The organism is Micromonospora peucetia, assembly GCF_900091625.1.
Lineage (GTDB): Bacteria > Actinomycetota > Actinomycetes > Mycobacteriales > Micromonosporaceae > Micromonospora > Micromonospora peucetia.
On the sequence record NZ_FMIC01000002.1, the window covers coordinates 5318257 to 5335326 of the forward strand.

14 protein-coding genes are annotated in these 17070 nt (G+C 72.4%); 12 read left to right on the forward strand and 2 right to left on the reverse strand.

All coding sequences use genetic code 11. From position 1 onward, the window contains the following. Nucleotides 1-59: 59 nt before the first annotated feature. The gene (locus GA0070608_RS23980) at nt 60-2753 is read right to left on the reverse strand and encodes a sugar-binding protein (RefSeq protein ID WP_091630742.1); all 2694 of its coding nucleotides are present in this window, start codon (nt 2751-2753) and stop codon (nt 60-62) included. A 414-nt stretch (nt 2754-3167) separates the two neighbouring features. Between GA0070608_RS23980 and GA0070608_RS23985 the strand changes: the two genes are divergently transcribed. The 12 genes from GA0070608_RS23985 to GA0070608_RS24040 all read left to right on the forward strand — a co-directional run bounded on the left by GA0070608_RS23985 (nt 3168) and on the right by GA0070608_RS24040 (nt 16660). Then, nucleotides 3168-4331 (forward strand): ROK family protein, encoded by a 1164-nt coding sequence (locus GA0070608_RS23985; protein ID WP_091630743.1) that lies wholly within the window; start codon nt 3168-3170, stop codon nt 4329-4331. A gap of 50 nt (nt 4332-4381) precedes the next feature. After that, nucleotides 4382-5437 carry an extracellular solute-binding protein gene (locus GA0070608_RS23990; protein ID WP_091630744.1) on the forward strand — a complete coding sequence of 352 codons (1056 nt, stop codon included), beginning with the start codon at nt 4382-4384 and terminating at the stop codon, nt 5435-5437. An 88-nt stretch (nt 5438-5525) separates the two neighbouring features. Then, a complete protein-coding gene (locus GA0070608_RS23995; RefSeq protein ID WP_091630745.1) occupies nt 5526-6599 on the forward strand; it encodes an ABC transporter ATP-binding protein in 1074 nt (357 codons plus the stop codon). Then, nucleotides 6596-8389, forward strand: coding sequence for an ABC transporter permease (locus GA0070608_RS24000; RefSeq protein ID WP_245715908.1), 1794 nt, complete (start codon nt 6596-6598; stop codon nt 8387-8389). The genes GA0070608_RS23995 and GA0070608_RS24000 overlap by 4 nt, the downstream gene beginning before the upstream one ends. Continuing rightward, entirely contained in the window at nt 8386-9339 is a 954-nt protein-coding gene (locus GA0070608_RS24005) for a creatininase family protein (RefSeq protein ID WP_245715909.1), read from the forward strand. Before GA0070608_RS24000 ends, GA0070608_RS24005 begins: the two co-directional genes overlap by 4 nt. After that, complete coding sequence (locus GA0070608_RS24010; protein ID WP_218107571.1) at nt 9336-10289, forward strand: amidohydrolase family protein; 954 nt, start codon at nt 9336-9338, stop codon at nt 10287-10289. Before GA0070608_RS24005 ends, GA0070608_RS24010 begins: the two co-directional genes overlap by 4 nt. Nucleotides 10290-10352: 63 nt before the next feature. Beyond that, nucleotides 10353-11810 carry an argininosuccinate lyase gene (locus tag GA0070608_RS24015; protein ID WP_091630747.1) on the forward strand — a complete coding sequence of 486 codons (1458 nt, stop codon included), beginning with the start codon at nt 10353-10355 and terminating at the stop codon, nt 11808-11810. A 40-nt stretch (nt 11811-11850) separates the two neighbouring features. Continuing rightward, nucleotides 11851-12780 (forward strand): ROK family protein, encoded by a 930-nt coding sequence (locus GA0070608_RS24020; RefSeq protein WP_245715910.1) that lies wholly within the window; start codon nt 11851-11853, stop codon nt 12778-12780. Between the two features lie 247 nt (nt 12781-13027). Continuing rightward, nucleotides 13028-15448, forward strand: a complete 2421-nt coding sequence (locus GA0070608_RS24025) for a carbohydrate-binding module family 20 domain-containing protein (RefSeq protein ID WP_218107572.1) — start codon at nt 13028-13030, stop codon at nt 15446-15448. 128 nt (nt 15449-15576) lie between these two features. Then, complete coding sequence (locus GA0070608_RS24030) at nt 15577-15822, forward strand: hypothetical protein (RefSeq protein WP_091630748.1); 246 nt, start codon at nt 15577-15579, stop codon at nt 15820-15822. Beyond that, entirely contained in the window at nt 15819-16241 is a 423-nt protein-coding gene (locus GA0070608_RS24035; RefSeq protein ID WP_091630749.1) for an MmcQ/YjbR family DNA-binding protein, read from the forward strand. The genes GA0070608_RS24030 and GA0070608_RS24035 overlap by 4 nt, the downstream gene beginning before the upstream one ends. A 26-nt stretch (nt 16242-16267) precedes the next feature. Next, nucleotides 16268-16660 (forward strand): hypothetical protein, encoded by a 393-nt coding sequence (locus tag GA0070608_RS24040; protein WP_091630750.1) that lies wholly within the window; start codon nt 16268-16270, stop codon nt 16658-16660. 26 nt (nt 16661-16686) lie between these two features. Here the strand turns inward: GA0070608_RS24040 and GA0070608_RS33620 are convergent, their stop codons facing one another. Then, the gene (locus GA0070608_RS33620; protein ID WP_245715911.1) at nt 16687-17016 is read right to left on the reverse strand and encodes a hypothetical protein; all 330 of its coding nucleotides are present in this window, start codon (nt 17014-17016) and stop codon (nt 16687-16689) included. Between the last annotated feature and the right edge of the window lie 54 nt (nt 17017-17070).

The window sequence follows — 17070 nt, forward strand, 5'->3', positions numbered from 1 at the left end:
CGCCGCCGGGCGTGCGTCGATTCCGACGCGCGCCCGACAGCGGGGCCATGTCCTACCGGTCAGCGTACGGAGACCTGGCGGGCGAGTGCCGCACCGCCGGCCTCGAAGGCGGCCAGGACGGAGCTGGGCGTGCCACCGGCGGCCGGCACCAGGACGGTCACCGCACTGCCGGAACGTACCTGCACCGTGCGCTCACCGAGCGACCGGTCGCCGTCCCAGGTGTGCAGGTACACCTTGCCGGCGCGGTCGGCCCGGACGGTGACCTGCACGCCGCCGGCCACCTTGCGTTGGCCGGTCAGCTTCAGCGCCCGCTCGGGCAGCCGGGCGACGGCGGCCGGAGCAACCCCGTCCACCGCCGACTGCGCGATGGTCTGCGGGCTGTGCACGCTGCGGGCCGAGGTGTCCGGGAAGACCGGGGCGCTCGGCTGCCGCTGGGCCGGGGTGAGGCCGGGCAGGGTGACCAGGCCGTAGCGGTACGGGTCGGCCCGGACGCCGGTGAAGGTGGACCAGCCCAGCCGGGACTGGGAGCTGAGGTCCTGGGTGTCCGAGTCGTACACCAGCACGTTGAAGCCCATCCGGGCCGGGTCGATCGCGTCGGGCAGCACCGCGAACGGGATCCGCGCCTCGAGGGTGTACCCGGTGTACGGCGCGGTGACCTTGCTGACGACGGTCATCCCCGGGGCGGTCGTGGCGCCCGGCCCCTGCCGGTTGTCGGCGTCGCGCTGCCAGCACGGCGGGTCGCCGTTGGCGGGGTCGTCGGTGACCGGGAAGATGCCGGCCTTGAACACGGTGGAGGTGTCCGTCGAGTTCCCCTTCGGGTCCACGATGATCTCCACGCTGTCGGTGCGTCGCTGCCGCTTGCAGTCCTGCGGCACCACCTTCTTGCCGAGCACGTCGTCGGTCACCTGCACGTACACGAGGAGCGCGTCATCGGTCCAGGCGATCCGGCCGGTGGCCGAGGCGTCCTGCGGCGTGGTGGCCTGCCCCTCCCAGATCCGGGACAGGTCCAGTTCCTCGCCGGTGTACTCGCCGGGGGAGGCCACCCCGTCGACGGCGTGGTCGTGCCCGGCGCGCGGGACCTCGCTGGTCGGCACGATCTCCAGGGCACCGGTCTCGACGGTGCTGCCGGCGGCGCTGGTGGTGGTGATGGTGATCCCGTAGTCGCCGTTCGTGCCGCCCTCGTTTGCGGTCGGCAGGCTGGCGTCGGCGGTGACGTTGAAGGTGACCGCCCCGGTCGCGCCCGGTGCCAGGTCGGCGTAGCTCTTGGTCGCCGCGTCGGCGGTGAAGCCGGCCGGCAGGCCGAGGGCGACCGTTCCGCTCTGGGCGGTTTCGCCGTGGTTGCGCAGGTCCACCCGGACCGACCGGCTCTGGCCGGAGCCGACGGTGAGCACCGGCTTGATCAGGGTGTCCAGCTGCGGGTAGCCGCTGTCGCCGGCCCAGCTGCGGAACAGCCCCACCTCGGGCAGCGGCTCCAGGGTGCCGCGCACGTCGGCGACCACCCGGACCGCGCGGTCGGTGCGGCCGGCGCCCTGGCCGGTGGTCAGGGACGCGCCGACGAGGTGCTGCTGGTTGGTGTCGGCGCCGGCGGGGACGGTCACGGTGAAGGTGACGGTCCGCTCCTTGCCGGCCGGTACGGCGCCGCGCAGCGCGCCGGAACCGGTGGCGGTCCAGCCCTGCGGCAGCCGCAGGGAGACCCGCGGCGCGGTGAGCGCCCGGTTGCCCGGCGCCCGTACGTGCGCGGTGACCTCGACGGTCTGGCCGGGGGCGAGGTCGAACCGGTCGGCGGTCAGGTAGAGCTCGCTGCCTCGGGGCAGCGCGCCGGCCGCCGGGGGCAGCACCGAACCGCGCAGGATCGCCTCGGGGGAGGTGTCCGCCGGGTCGTACGGAACACGGCTGTCGACCAGGGTGTAGAAGTCGCAGCGGATCTTCGCGGGGTCGGTGGGGGCGGCGGCGCTGCCGGCCCAGCCCTGGCTGACGTACTCCCGGCGGGCCTCGACCTCGACCTCGGCCCAGGTCTTGCCGTCAGCGCTGCGGGTGCCCTCCCAGACGCCGAACACCTGGTCGGTCGGGACGGTCGGCACGAAGCCGGTGGCGCACTGCGGCCCGGTCGACGAGCTGCCGGTGCCACCGGTACGCAGGAACTTGGCCGCCCGGAACGGCTTCAGCCCCTCCTTGGTGACCTGCTCGGGGAAGGCCTTCGGGTCGGCGGCGGCGTGGAACGCCTCGGCGGCGAACCGGGCGGCCTGCTGGTGGTTGCCGTGGTTGCCGGGGGTGGGCGACGGGTTCATCGTCATGATGATCTCGGGCCGGGTCTGCCGGATCACCCGGACGATCTGCCCCAGCGTGTCGTCGTGTCCCCAGATCTGCTCGGACAGGGGCGCGGACGCGGTGTACCAGAAGTCGACGCGGTCGAGGTTGTACAGGTTCTCCACCCCGGCGCGGCCGATCGCGGTGCGCTCCTCGCGCTCCCGGATGATGCCTAGCGGCGGGCCCTCCTCCAGGCCGACGGCGTTGCCGCCGCCCTCGCCACGGGTGATGGTGACGACGCCGGCCTTGGCGCCGTGCTTCTCCTTCCACTGGCCGAGGGTGGCGAGGCTGCCGGCCTCGTCGTCGGGGTGGGCGCTGACGAAGAGGACGTCGAGGTCGACGGTGTCGGTCGGCCGGGCGTCGGTGGGGGCGGCGAGGGCGACGGCCGGTGTCCCGGACAGGGCCAGGGCGAGCGCCGTTGGTAGCAGGAACGCCTTGAGACGCATGCAGATCCTTTCGCTGGACGCGAAGTCCGCGCAGCGGCCGGCGACGTCGGACGCGGGGGCGTCGACGTGGGGTCGCGGTCGGACGGTGAGAGGGCGGTCAGGGGGCGTCGGCACAGGGGGCGCCGGCGTCACCGGGGTACGCAGTGGAACGGAGATCCGTACACACTGGAAGGCCTTCGCCCGGTGACGCTAGGGACCGGCGCGGGGGCCGTCAATGCTTTGCAAGGTCTTTCTTAATTTGCGGAAGAAATTAACTCGCCGTCGACGGGAGTGCTGCCGGTCGTGAGGGCTGCCCGTCCGCTGGCCCCGCAGCTCTCACGGAGAGGGCGTTTCTGCTGCTCATCGAGGAGCTCGCAAGGTAACGAGACGGTTTCGTTACTTGACTCAATAGTTCGTTCGCCGTAGGAAGGAAGTGTGACTGACGTGGTGACGCCACCAACGAGCCCGGTGAGCCGGGAGCGGTCGAAGGAGATCAAGCGGTTGTCCGTGATCTCCACCGCCCGCCAGGTGCGGGTGCTCTCCCGCGCCGAGCTGACCGAGCTCACCGGGCTGAGCCCCGCCACGCTCACCCCGCTCGTGCGCGAGTTGATCGCCGAGGGGTACCTCATCGAGCGCGGCCCCGGGACCTCCCGTACCGGCCGGCCACGGGCGATGTTGGAGTTCAACCCCCGGGCCGAGCTGGTCGCCGCGGTCTCCCTGGAGCCGTCCCGGATCAGCTGCGAGATCGCCGACAGCGACGGCGCCGTCATCGCCCACCGCGCGGTCCGGCTCGCCGGCGACATCGTCGACACCATCTGCCGCTCGGTGCCGGAGCTCGCCGGCGACGGGCTGCCGGCGCTGCGCGGGGTGGCCATCGCCGCTCCCGGCATCTCCACCGGCGGCGCCGTCCGCCTGGCCCCCTCGGTCGGCCTCGTCGAGGGGCGGCCGGTGGGGGAGTCGGTGCAACGGCGGCTCGGGGTGCCGGTGGTGGTGGACAACGACGTGAACCTGATGGCGGCCGGCGAGCACGCCGTCGGCGCGGGCAGCGACGTCGCCGACCTGCTGCTGCTGCACGTGGCCGACGGCATCGGCGCTGGCCTGGTGCTCGACGGGCAGGTCCGGCGGGGCTCCGGTGGGGCCGCCGGGGAGGTCGGCTTCCTGCCCCTGGACCCGACCGACCGGGGCCACGACGGGATCGGCCCGTTCGAGGCCCGCTGGTCGGAGAACGCCATCGCCGAGCGGATGGTGGCGATGGCCCCCGGGCGGCGGCCGGACTCGCCCGTCGCCGACCTGGTGGCGTTGGCCGCCGCCGACGCACGGGCTGCCGCGTACCTGGACGACGTGCTCGCGGCCTGGTCGCGGCTGATCGTCTCCTGCGTCTGCGTCGCCGATCCCGGGCGGGTGCTGCTCAGCGGGGCGGCTGCCCAGCTCGACGACGCCGCCGTCGACCGGCTCCAGGCGCTGGTCGCCGCCGCCGCGCCGAGCACCACCGAGGTACGGCGGGCGGTGCTCGGCGACCGGGCGGTACTGCACGGGGCGGTCAGCTACGCCCTCTCCGCGGCCGCCGCCGGAATGCCCACCCTGCTGCCGACCCCCTGACCACACACCACGCACACCGTAGTTCCCCCCACACCCCTCGGAGGTACCCCATGAGACGTCGACTTCTCCTCGCCGGTGCGCTCGCCACCGTGCTCGCCGCCGGCACCGCCTGCGGCGGCGGTGGCGGCGGTGGCGACGACACGGCCGGCGGCGCGAGCGCCGAGAAGCTGACCATCTACACGGCCCGCGACAAGAAGGTCTCCACCTACGTCGTGGACCAGTTCACCGCCAAGTACCCCGAGTACAAGGGCAAGGTCGAGATCCTCAACCTGGGCGCCCAGGAGATCCTGGAGCGGGTCCGGGCCGAGAAGGCCAACCCGCAGGCCGACGTCTGGTGGGGCGGCACCCAGCAGGGGCTCTCCGCCGGCGCCGGCGAGGACCTGCTGGCCTCCTGGCAGCCGGCGTTCGCCAGCAAGATGGACCCGAAGTACAAGGACGCCGAGGGCCGCTGGTTCGGGGAGATCCTGCTTCCCGAGGTCATCATGTACAACAACAAGGCGCTCACCCCGGAGCAGGCCCCGAAGGACTGGGACGACCTGCTGAAGCCGGAGTGGAAGGACAAGATCATCATTCGGGACGTGGCCGCGTCCGGCACGATGCGGTCGATCTACGCGTCGATGATCGTGCGGCAGTCCCCGGACGGCAGCAACCCGCAGCCCGGCTACGACTGGCTCAAGAAGCTCGACGCCAACACCGGCGCGTACGCGGCCAACCCGACCGACCTCTACCTGAAGCTCTCCCGCCAGCAGGGCACGATCAGCGCCTGGAACCTGCAGGACGTCCTGCTGCAGGCCAACCAGTCGAACATGCCGTTCGGCTACGTGATGCCGGCCTCCGGCGCCCCGGTGCTGGTCGACGGCATTGCCGCGGTCAAGGGCGGCAACACCACCGGCGCGCAGAAGTTCATGGAGTTCCTCTTCGACGACAAGCTCCGCGCCGACCTGGCCAAGGACTACTACCAGATCCCGGCCGTGGACATCGCCGAGAAGCCGGAGTGGCTGGCCCAGCTCGGTCTCAAGCCGCTGGACGTCAACTGGGACGTCATCGGCAAGAACGAGACCGAGTGGATCAACCACTGGAACAGCCAGATCAAGAACAAGGGCTGACCGCCGGGCGCGGGGACGGACCGTCCCCGCGCCCGTGCCCCCCTGCCATGACCGACCAGGTCCGGTACCGCCTGAAGGAGAGGACCTTATGATCGATGTCACGCTGGAGTCGGTGAGCAAGCGCTTCGCGCGCGGCGGCGACACCGCGGCCGTGGACGACGTCGACATCACCATCGCCGCCGGGGAGTTCTTCACGCTGCTCGGCCCGAGCGGCTGCGGCAAGACCACCACCCTGCGGATGGTGGCGGGGTTCTACTTCCCCACCTCCGGCCGGATCCGGTTCGGCACCGAGGACGTCACCCGGCGCCCGCCGAACAAGCGCGACACCGGCATGGTGTTCCAGAACTACGCGCTCTTCCCGCACATGAGCGTCGCGCAGAACGTCGCGTACGGCCTGAAGATCCGCAAGGTCGGCCGGGTCGAGTCGCGGCGGCGGGTCGAGGAGGCGCTCGGGCAGGTGCACCTCGCCGGCTACGGCGACCGGCGCATCGACGAGCTCTCCGGCGGCCAGCAGCAGCGCGTCGCCCTGGCCCGGGCGCTGGTGATCCGGCCCCGCACCCTGCTGCTCGACGAGCCGCTGTCCAACCTCGACGCCAAGCTGCGCGAGGAGACCCGGGTCGAGATCCGCCGCATCCAGCGCGAGGCCGGCACCACCTCCATCTACGTCACGCACGACCAGGCCGAGGCGATGGCCATGTCGGACCGGATCGCGGTGATGGAGTCCGGCCGGGTGCAGCAGATCGGCGCCCCGCAGGAGATCTACCACCAGCCGGCCACCAGCTTCGTGGCCCGCTTCATCGGGCGCAGCAACGTGCTCAGCCTGCCGGTGCTCACCGCCGCCGAGCAGTCCGTCACCGTCGGGCTGCCCGCCGGTGGCGAGATCACCGCTCCCGCGCCCACCGGGCACGGCCTGCGCCAGGGCGACACCGCGCTGGTGTCCGTCCGTCCCGAGCATCTCGGGCTGACCTCGGCCACCGAGGCGGGCGCGCTGCCGGGCCGGGTCACCGAGGTGGAGTTCACCGGCATGGCCACCAACCTCGTGGTCGACGTGGCCGGCGAGCCGGTGCAGGTCGCCGCGATCGACGTGCCGGCCGGGATCGCCGCCGGCGATCAGGTCGGGCTGCGGCTGAACCGGGAGCGGATGTGGGTGGTGCGGCCGTGAGCACCATCCCCGCCACCCCCGGCCCGGCCACCACCGCCCCGGTCACCGGGGAGCCGACGCCGCCGGGTGGCTCGCGCCGCCGGTTCGCCGACCGGTTCTCCGGCGGCACCGGCTCCCGCTGGTTCCCGTACGTCCTGGTCTTCCCGCTCGCCCTGATCCTCTTCGGGTACGTGGTGCAGCCGATGTTCGCCACCTTCGCCGAGAGCGTCGGCGTGGACGGGGTGGAGAACTACGGCAGCTTCGTCACCGGCGGCGGGGTCGCCCGGTCGTCCCTGGTCACCTCGCTGATCATCTCCGCCGCCAGCGTGCTGCTCTGCGGGATCGTCGGCGTGGCGATGGCCTTCCTGCTCAAGCGCTTCTCGTTCCCCGGCCGCAAGCTGATCGAGGCGATCATCCTGGTACCGGCGGCGCTGCCGCCGCTGATCGGGGCGATCTCGTTCCAACTGCTCTACAGCGAGACCGGCATCCTGCCGCGCGGCCTGCAACAGCTCTTCGGCACCGAGAACCCGGTGCTGCCGTTCAGCGGCATCGCCGGAGTGCTGATCGTGCACACGTTCACCATGTACCCGTACTTCTACCTGTCCGCCTCGGCCGCGCTGTCCGGGATGGACCCGTCGGTGGAGGAGGCGGCGTACAACCTGGGCGCCGGCCGGGTCCGGGTGTGGCGCACGGTGCTGCTGCCGATGCTCACCCCGGCGTTGGTCTCCGCCTCGCTGCTGGTGTTCATGACCTCGCTGGCGTCGTACACCGCCCCGCTGCTGTTCGGTGTGGACCAGACGATGACCATGCAGATCTACATCAACCGCACCAACGGCGACCTGCCGATGGCCTCCACGTACGCCTCGGTGCTCGGCGTGGTCTCGGTGCTGTTCCTGCTCGGCATGCGCTGGTACGAGGGGCGGCGCAGCTACCGCTCCCAGTCCAAGGGCGTCGCCGCGCACCGGCGCGAGATCACCAACCCGCTCGGCAAGTGGCTCGCCCTGACCGCGTCGATCCTGGCCACCGCCGTCCTGCTCGCCCCGGTGGCGACCATCGCCCTGGTCGCGTTCTCGGCGGACGGCTCGTGGACCACCGAGGTCATCCCGGCGGCGTACACCATGCAGAACTTCGTCACGATCTTCTCCGATCCGGCGGCGTTCCAGCCGATCCTCAACTCGCTGCAGATGAGCCTGCTCGCGACCGTCGCGTGCGTCGTCGTCGGCGTGCTCATCGCGTACGCGGTGCGGCGGCTGAACTTCCGCGGCCGGGGTCTGCTGGACGTGGCGGTCATGCTGGCCTGGGCGCTGCCCGGCACGGTGGTGGCGATCAACCTGATCTCGGCGTTCAGCACCGGCAACGCGTTCAGCTTCGGGCAGGTGCTGATCGGCACCTTCTGGATCATGCCGCTGGCGTACTTCGTCCGGTTCCTGCCGCTGGTGTTCCGGTCCAGCTCGGCGACCCTGGCGCAGATCGACCCGTCGCTGGAGGAGGCCGCGCGCAACCTGGGCGCATCATGGTGGCGGGCGTTCGGCACGGTCACCCTGCGGCTGATGCTGCCCGGTGTGGTGGCCGGCGCGCTGCTCGCCTTCGTGCACGGCGTCGGCGAGTTCGTCGCCTCGGTGCTCATCTACACCTCCGACACCGCGCCGATCTCCGTCGAGATCAACAACCGGATGTACTCGTTCGAGATCGGCACCGCCGCCGCGTACGGCATGCTCCAGGTGGTCCTGATCTTCGTGGTGATGGTGGTCTCCGGTCGCCTGGAGGGCGGCCGGCGTTCCAGTCGGGAGGCGGCGAAGTGGACGGCGTGAGCGCGGCCTGGCCGACTGGCGGCGGACTGGTCCCGGCCGCCCGGATCCCCGGCGGGGAGTTGGCGGCGGTCGCCGAGGCGGCGGACTTCGCCGTGCTGCCCGTCGGCGCGGTCGAGTGGCACGGCCCGCACCTGCCGCTCGGCACCGACCTGATCCTCGCCGAGGGCTTCGCCGCCGAGAGCGCGATCGGCGGCGACAGGGCGGTGCCGTCCGGCGGCGGCACCCCGGACGGCACCGCGACCCCGGCCGGCGGGCCGGGCCCGCGCGGGGTGCTCTTCCCCGCCGTGCCGTACGCCGCCTGCCCCGGCCAGACCCGGCCGTGGCCCGGCACCGTGGCGATCCGGCCCGAGATCGCGGTCGGATACCTCGCCGACGTCATCGAGGGCATCGTGGCTGCCGGGTTCCCCCGGCTGCTGATCGTCAACGGACACGACGCCAACATGTCCACCGTCCGGGCCGCCATGGAGTGGGTCTCCGGACGGCGCACGGCGAGCCTGTTGCTGGTCAACTGGTTCCAGCTGGTCACCCCCGCCGAGACCGGCGAGCTGTACGGGCCGCTGCCGGCGCGCGGCCACGGCGGCGCGTACGAGACCTCCGGGGTGCTCGGCTTCGACCCCGGCGCGGTCCGCCTCGACGCGGTCGCCGACCTGCCGCCGAAGCCGAAACTGCCGGTGACCCACCCGTACGTGCTGGTGGAGTCCCGGCCCGACCCGTGGCAGGGCTGGTCCGGGCACATCTCGCTGGCCGGCGAGGAGGCCGGTCGGCAGGTCCGGCAGCTGGCCGGTACCCGGCTGCGCGAGGTCGTCGCAGCCTGGGTGGCCGCCCCGCCGCCCGCCCCGCCGACCGACGCCCCGCTGCCGACCGACGCCCCGCTGTCGGCCCCCGCCCCGCTGCCCACCGACGCGCCGGCCCGACCGGCCGGCGGACCCGAGCCCGAGGAGGCGCCGTGACCGTCGAGCGTGGACTGGACGTCGTCGACTTCCACCTGCACTTCCGCATCGGCGCCGACGAGACGATCCAGGCCTGCGAGCACGCTGCCGGGATGCACCCCGGCGGCGAGCACGAGCGCGCCGTGCGGGCCGCCGGCTCCGCCCCGTACGCGACCCGGTGGCGGCAGGCGTGGGCCTTCCCCGACCCGGAGCCGCCCGCCCCGCGCTGGCAGGACGAGGCGGACCGGTGGGCCGAGGAACTGCGCGCGGTCAACGTGCGCCGAGCCGTCTTCGTCACCGGCGGCGGCAACGACACCGTCGCCGACGTGGTGGACCGCCACCCCGACCTGCTGCTCGGCTTCGCCCACCACGACCCGTACGGGACGGGCGCCGCCGCCGAGCTGGAGCGCGCGGTCGTCGAGCGCGGACTGCACGGGCTGAAGCTCTTCGCCCCGCTGCTGCGCGGCCCGCTCGACGACGAGGCCCTCGACCCGCTGTGGGCCACCGCCCAGCGCCTCGGCGTGCCGGTGCTGATCCACATCGGTCACTACGGCAGTGCCGGGGGTCTGTCCCACGGCCGCTACGGCGGCCCCGACGAGCTGGCCCGGATGGCCCGACGCTTCCCCGAGCTGGCCGTGGTGGTGCCGCACTTCGGCGTCCAGCACGTGCAGGACCTGCTCTTCGCCGCCTGGGGCTGCCCGAACATCCACGTCGACACCTCCGGGTCGAACCAGTGGGTGCGCTGGATGCCGTACAAACTGACGCTGGAGGAGCTTTTCCGGCGCTGCTACGAGACCATCGGTCCACACCGGATCGTGTTCGGCAGCGACTCGTCGTGGTTCCCGCGCGGTTACGTCACCCGCTACCTCGACGACCAGTTGCGGATCTGCCGCGAGCTGGGGCTGCCCGACGACCACCTACGCGCGATCTTCGCCGGGAACGCCGAGCGCCTGCTCGGCCTGCACGACTGACCGGCTGACGCCCGGGCGCGGCGCGCGGCGCCACGCCCGGCACGGAAGGAAGTAGAGACCGTCATGAGCACACCCGCGCTGACCACCTACCAGCGGCACCACCTCCGGCCGACCTACGACCACCACGTCGGGTACCTCTTCCCGGCGATGGTGCGGGCCAGCCAGGCCCACGTGGTGATGCTGACCGAGCAGGGCCTGGTCCCCGCCGACCGGGGCGCCCGGCTGCTGCGCGGGCTGGCCGAACTGCGCGCCGACACTGCCCCGGCGCCCGAGTTCGACGGCACCTTCGAGGACACCTACTACCTGATGGAGAAGCGGCTGGCGCAGGCGTGCGGCATCCCCACCTCCGACCTGGACGTGCAGATGGCCCGCAGCCGCAACGACCTCGACGCCGGGGTGTTCCGGATGCTGCTGCGTGACCAGCTTCTCGGCGTCCTCGACCGGGTGCTCGCCGCCGGCACGACCGCCCTGGACTCCGCGCACCGGTACGCCGACGTGGTGATCACCGGCTACACCCACCGCCGGCCGGCGCAGCCCACCACCATCGGGCACGCCCTCGCCGGCTATGCCGAGGCGCTCGCCGGGGAGGCCGTCGGCTACGCCGAGCTGATCGACGCCCTCAACACCTCGCCGCTGGGCTCCTGCGCCTTCGCCGGCACCGACCTGGACATCGCCCCCGCCCGGGTGGCCGAGCTGCTCGGCTTCGACGGCCTGGTCACCAACTCCTACGAGGCGGTGGCCGGCGCCGACCACCTCGTACGGGTCGGCACCCTCAACGCCCAGGCGCTCGCGACCGGCGCCCGGCTGGCCCGCACCCTGATGGACTGGCTGACCTGGCGCTGGGTGACCACGCCCGGCGACTTCACCCAGGGCAGCAGCATCATGCCGCAGAAGCGCAACCCGGTGGTGCTGGAGCACCTCGTCTCGATGGCCGGCGCCACCGCCGCCGACGCCGCCTCGGTGCTCAACAACGTTGGCGCCGCCTGGTGGGAGGACTCCAACAACGCCACCACCGACGTGCAGGTGCGGCTCTGGGACAGCAACGACCGCACCGACCGGTTCTTCGCCCTGCTCGGCGGCTTCCTCGCCGAGATCGAGCCGCTGGAGCCGCCGTCGGCCGAGGAGATCGTCGCCTCCGGCGCCACCACCACCGCCGCGGCCGACGCGCTGACCCGGCACGGGGTGCCGTTCCGGGCCGCCCACTCGGTGGTCGGGCGGTTGGTGCGGGGTGGCGCCCCGGGCACCTGGACCGCGCAGACCGTCCGGGCCGCGGCTGAGGGGATCGCCGACGGGCTCGACGACTCCGCCGTCGCCGACCTGATCGCCGCCGCCGTACGCCCGGAGCTGGTGCTCGACCGGGCCCAGGTCGACGGTCCCGGCGCGGACGCGGTGCGGGCCCAGGTGGCGGTGCTGCGGGGCACCTTCGACACCGTCGCCGGCCGGCTGGCCGCCGTCCGTGCCCGCCTCGCCGCCGCCGACGAGGCACTGGACGCGGTCGCCGCGCAGGGGGCCGCTCGATGAGCGCGCGGGACGTGTCGGTCCGGGTCGCGAGGGTGGCCCGGTGAGCGTACGGCTGGCCGGCCGGGCCGCCCAGTCCACGTCGCCGGCCGGTGGCGCGGGCGTGCTGCTCGGGATCGACTTCGGCGGCACCAAGATGGCGGTCGGGGTGGCCGACGGGGAGGGCCGGCTGCTGGCCCGCGAGCGGGTCCCGACGTACGCCGAGCGGGGTGCCCCGCAGGCCCTGGACCGGGCGCTGGCGCTGGCCGCGAAGCTGGTGGGGGAGGTCGGCGCGCCGGTCGCGGCGGCCGGCATCGCCTCGCCCGGCGTGGTCCGCTCCGACGGCATCGACCTGGCCCCGAACGTGCCCGGCTGGGACGGGCTGCGCCTCGCCGACGCGGTCCGCGACCGGCTGACGGTGCCGGCGGTGGCGGTCGACAACGACCTCAACGCCGCCGCCCTGGCCGAGCTGCGGCTCGGCGCGCTCCGCGACGCCGACCCCGGCCTGGTGGTCGGGATCGGCACCGGGGTGGCGGCGGCGGTCACGGTCCGTGGGTCCGTGCTGGCCGGGCACCACGGCGCGGCCGGCGAGATCGGGTACGCCGTGACCGGCGGCCCGTGGCCGGGAACCATGCTGGAGCTGGACTTCTCCGGCCGGGCGCTGGACGGGCTCGCCGACTCGCTCGGGGTGTCGGGCGGGGCGCGGGGACTGGCCGCCGCCGCCGAGCGTCCCGGCCCGGCCCGGGACGCGCTGGCCGCCCGGGTGGACGAGCTGGCCCGGCACCTGATCACCTGCTGCCTGCTGCTCGATCCGCAGCGGGTGGTGCTGGTCGGTGGGGTGGCCGGCAACGCGCTGATCCGTGGCCTGCTGGGGGAGCGGATGGCGGCGGTCCTGCCGTACCCGCCGGAGGTGGTGTTGTCGCGCTTCGCCGACGACGCCGCGTTGCTCGGCGCGGTCATCCTCGCCGGTGAGGCGGTCCCGACGTCCCGTTGACCGGCCGGGTCTTTGCAAATGCTTGCAAGCCGCGAAGCCGACGATCCACTGCGGATCGTCGGCTTCGCGGTATTTGAGGAGTATGGGGTAGCCCTGCCGGGCGTCATGCCATTGTTGCCATGAAATTTCGAGAAGTTTGCTGCAAGGTATTGCAGAGGTTGCCAGCAATCGAGCATTGTCTTTGCTACGCGGACGGCCGTCCCTTCTCGTCAATGCCTCTTCGTCCCCGGAAGAAGGTCTCTCTGCCATGGCTCGATCGAAACCGCCCCTGCGCGTCCGTATCCTTCGCCTGCTCCTCGCCGTCGCCGTCGTCGCGTCCGGCGTCACCCCCGCCGTGGTCACCGCCGCCGCGCCCGCCCACGCCGCCGTCGCGCTCAACGACAGCGAGGTGACGGCCAACCTGTGGGAATGGAACTGGAACTCGGTCGCCGCGGCCTGCACCAACCACCTCGGCCCGGCGGGCTACGGCGCGGTCCAGGTCGCGCCGCCCCAGGAGTCGGTCAGCCTGCCCAACAGCGCCGACGGGGTGCACCCCTGGTACGAGGTGTACCAGCCGGTGTCGTACAAGCTGGAGAGCCGGTTCGGCAACCGTCAGCAGTTCGCCGCCATGGTCACCGCGTGCCACGGCGCCGGTGTCCGCGTCTACGTCGACGCGGTGGTCAACCACATGGCCGGCGTCAACAACGCCCCCGGCACCGTCGGCTACGCGGGCACCACCTTCACCGGCTACGACTACCCGGCCGTGCCCTACGGCAACGGTGACTTCCACCGCCCCGGCGACAACTGCCCGACCTCGGGCGGCATCAACGACTGGAACAACGAGTCCCAGGTGACCAGCTGCGAGCTGCTGGCCCTGTCGGACCTGTACACCGAGAAGGAACAGGTCCGCAACAAGATCGCCGCCTTTCTCAACGACCTGATCGGCCTGGGCGTCGACGGGTTCCGCGTCGACGCGATCAAGCACGTCAAGAAGGCGGACTTCGCGGCCATCCTCAGCAAGCTGAACAACACCGTCGCGGAGAACAGGCGTCCGTACGTCGCCCAGGAGATCTTCGACGGCGCCTCGAACGACGCGCTCAAGGCCCGCGCCTTCATCGGCAACGGCGACGTCCTCGACTTCGCCTACGCCAAGGGACTCAGGTCCAGCTTCCAGGGCTCGATCGCCAACCTCGCCAACATCGGGAGCTGGAACCTCGACGCGCCCAGCGCCAACGTCTTCGCCATGGTCACCAACCACGATCTCGAACGCGACGGGGTGGTGCTGTCCTACAAGAACGGCACCGACTACACCCTGGCCAACTACTTCGCGCTGGCCTACCCGCACGGTAAGCCCTCGGTCTACGACAGCTTCACCTGGTCCAACCGCAACCAGTCGCCGCCGGCCACCGGAAGCGGTCACGTGACCGACACCGCCTGCGGCGGAAACTGGACCTGCCTGACCCAGTCGACCGGGATCAAGGGCATGGTCGGCTGGGCCAACACCGCCCGGGCCGTCAAGAGCATCTCGGACTTCACCGTCGTCAACAGCAACGTCATCGGCTTCCACCGGGGCGACCGCGGCTGGATCGGCATCAACGACTCCGGCTCGGCCAGCACCGCCCAGTTCGTCACCGGCCTCGCCGACGGCGCGTACTGCGACGTCATCTCCGGTGCCGCCACGGCCGCCGGGTGCACCGGCACCACGGTCACCGTGACCGGCGGCCGGGCCAGCGTCACCATCCCGGCCAACGGCGCGGTCGCGCTGCACGCCAACGCCCGGGGCGGCCCCGCCGTCAAGATCGCCACCACGTTCACCGCCACGGCTCCGCTGCCCGCCGACCGGACGCTGCACCTCGTGGGCAACACCCCGGCGCTCGGCAACGGCGACCCGGCCACCTCGGTGCCGCTCACCCGTAACGCCGACGGCACCTGGACCGCGACCGTCGACCTGCCCGCCGCCACCGCCATCTCCTACCGCTACCTGGCCAAGAGCGGAACGACCGTGGTCGAGCAGGAGGCTGTCAGCCGCACCTTCACCACCCCGGCCGGCGGAACGGCCACCCGGATCGACACGTACGTGCCCGGGCCCGTCGGTGACACCGTCGCCACCACCTTCACCGTCACCGCCACCGTGACCGCCGGCCAGGAGGTCTATGTGGTCGGCAGCGTCCCGGAGTTGGGCACCTGGGCGCCGGCGAGCGCGGTGCGGCTGCCGGCCGAGGGCGGGGTGTTCCGCGGCGTGGTCGACCTGCCCAAGTCCGCCGCCGTGGAGTACAAGTTCATCAAGAAGACCGCGGCCGGCGGCGTGACCTGGGAATCCGGCGCGAACCGTGCCCTCACCACCCCGGCGGGCGGCAGCCACACCGTCACCGAGACCTTCCGCGGCGACACCGCCGGACCGGTCGCCGTCTCCTTCCACGCCACCGCCACCACCAACTACGGCCAGAACGTGTACGTCGTCGGCAACCTCCCCGCCCTCGGCGGCTGGAACCCCGCGAACGCCGTCGCGCTGTCCCCGGCCGACTACCCGATCTGGCGGGCCACCGTCAGCCTGCCGCCGAACACGAGCGTCGAGTACAAGTACCTGAAGAAGAACCCCGACGGCTCCGTCACCTGGGAATCCGGCGGCAACCGGACCTTCACCACCCCGGCCGGCGGTACCAACCCCCGCACCGACACCTGGCGCTGACCCGCCGACGGCCGGCCCCCGCCCCCGGGGGCCGGCCACCCGGGCGCCCACCGCCGTCCCGGTCCACCGGCGGAAGATCCGGGATCACAAACGAGGCCGAGGACGCCTACGGGGAGCGGTACGACGCGGTGGTCCACGCCTCCGAGCATTCGATCGGTCTGCTCTATCTGTGCCACCTCGGCTGCGCGCTGCGGGAGACGCTGGTGGTCACCGGCCCGCAGCGGGGCCGGATCTGGGCCGACGACACCGCCGAGAGCGGCGGGTTCCGGCCGCTGCGCGACGACGACGGCACGCCGCTCGGCTTCGCCCGCTGGTACCGGCGCTGGCTGGAAGCGGCGGAAGTGTCACAGGACGCGGCTAGCGTGCGGGCATGACCGCCCCCGCAGACGTGCCACCCGAGTTCCTCGACCGCCTGCGGCCGATCTGTCGCGAGCTGCCGGAGAGCTACGAGGAGCCGGCCTGGGTGGGTGTGCGCTGGCGGATCCGTAAGCGGACCTTCGCCCACGTGCTCACCGTCGACCCCGACCACCAGATGGCATACGCGCGTGCCGTCGCGACCGACGAGCCGACCTGTGTGCTGACGTTCCGGTCGCCCGTCGACGAGCTCCACGCGCTGGTGGCCGGCGGCCACCCGTTCTACAAGCCCGGCTGGGGCGCCGACGTGCTGGGCATGGTCCTCGGTGACGGCGTCGACTGGGCGGAGATCGGCGAGCTGCTCACTGAGAGTTACTGTCTGTTGGCCCCGAAGAAGCTGGCCGCCCAGGTGGCGGGGCCAGCCGGACTCTGCTGCTGACCTTTGATCCCGAGGCGGATCTGAGCATGGGCTGGGACGATTACGCCGGCCAGGAGGCGCTCTACCACGACGTTCCCGAAGACCTGGTTCGCCTGGTACGGGACCGTCCGGCGAACAAACCACTGGGCAACGTCAAGGATGTGACGACCGGCCGGACGATCCACTGGGCCTGCGGCGTGTTCTGGTTCGACGGCGAGCAGTGGCGAGTCGCCGAAGGCCTGCTGGACCACTGCGACCAGACCGGCATCGACCCGATGATGGGCTCCGAGTTCGTCTACTGCCTGGACGCCTACCGCTTCGGCAAGGACTTCCTCACCCCGGAGGCTGTCGTCGCGGACCCGGGGTCCGACTGGTTCATCGACGCTGACGAGGGTGACGAGCTGGCCGCCGTCCAGGAGATGTTCGCTCGCTACAGCTGACCCGAGCGACAGGATCCGCGGGACATCTAGGCCGCCGACGCGGTCCGCGGGTGCGGCCGGGTGCGCTGCGTCGGCCCGGCGGCGGGTAGGCCGGCCCGACCCTGGCTGTCGGCCTGCCCCACGGCGGGCGACGACTGCCGGGGCTCGGCCTGGGCCATTCGCAGCGCGCGCTGGGCGTTGTTCCAGGGCGGGCAGGGCCAGGTCTGACCTGCGCAGAGCAGGCTGTGACAGCCGCCGTCCCCGTCCGGTTCATGGGCGTCGGCCACGTCCAGGGCGAGCTTCCACAGCAACGGGTCGGTCACCTCGTCGGGCCGGTCGGCCTGGCGGTCGTACCGTTCGATGGTGGCGTCGGACACGAGTTTGATCCCCCCTTGAGCGCAGGTGCGATCCTCACCTTCTCCAGTTTCCAC

What these genes read in the sequence shown, in the direction of transcription:
- GA0070608_RS24025 (WP_218107572.1), top strand. Translation starts at nt 13,028, where the DNA reads ATGGCTCGATCGAAACCGCCCCTGCGCGTCCGTATCCTTCGCCTGCTC.
- GA0070608_RS24035 (WP_091630749.1), top strand. Translation starts at nt 15,819, where the DNA reads ATGACCGCCCCCGCAGACGTGCCACCCGAGTTCCTCGACCGCCTGCGG.
- GA0070608_RS24040 (WP_091630750.1), top strand. Translation starts at nt 16,268, where the DNA reads ATGGGCTGGGACGATTACGCCGGCCAGGAGGCGCTCTACCACGACGTT.
- GA0070608_RS23980 (WP_091630742.1), bottom strand. Translation starts at nt 2,753, where the DNA reads ATGCGTCTCAAGGCGTTCCTGCTACCAACGGCGCTCGCCCTGGCCCTG.
- GA0070608_RS23990 (WP_091630744.1), top strand. Translation starts at nt 4,382, where the DNA reads ATGAGACGTCGACTTCTCCTCGCCGGTGCGCTCGCCACCGTGCTCGCC.
- GA0070608_RS23995 (WP_091630745.1), top strand. Translation starts at nt 5,526, where the DNA reads ATGATCGATGTCACGCTGGAGTCGGTGAGCAAGCGCTTCGCGCGCGGC.
- GA0070608_RS24015 (WP_091630747.1), top strand. Translation starts at nt 10,353, where the DNA reads ATGAGCACACCCGCGCTGACCACCTACCAGCGGCACCACCTCCGGCCG.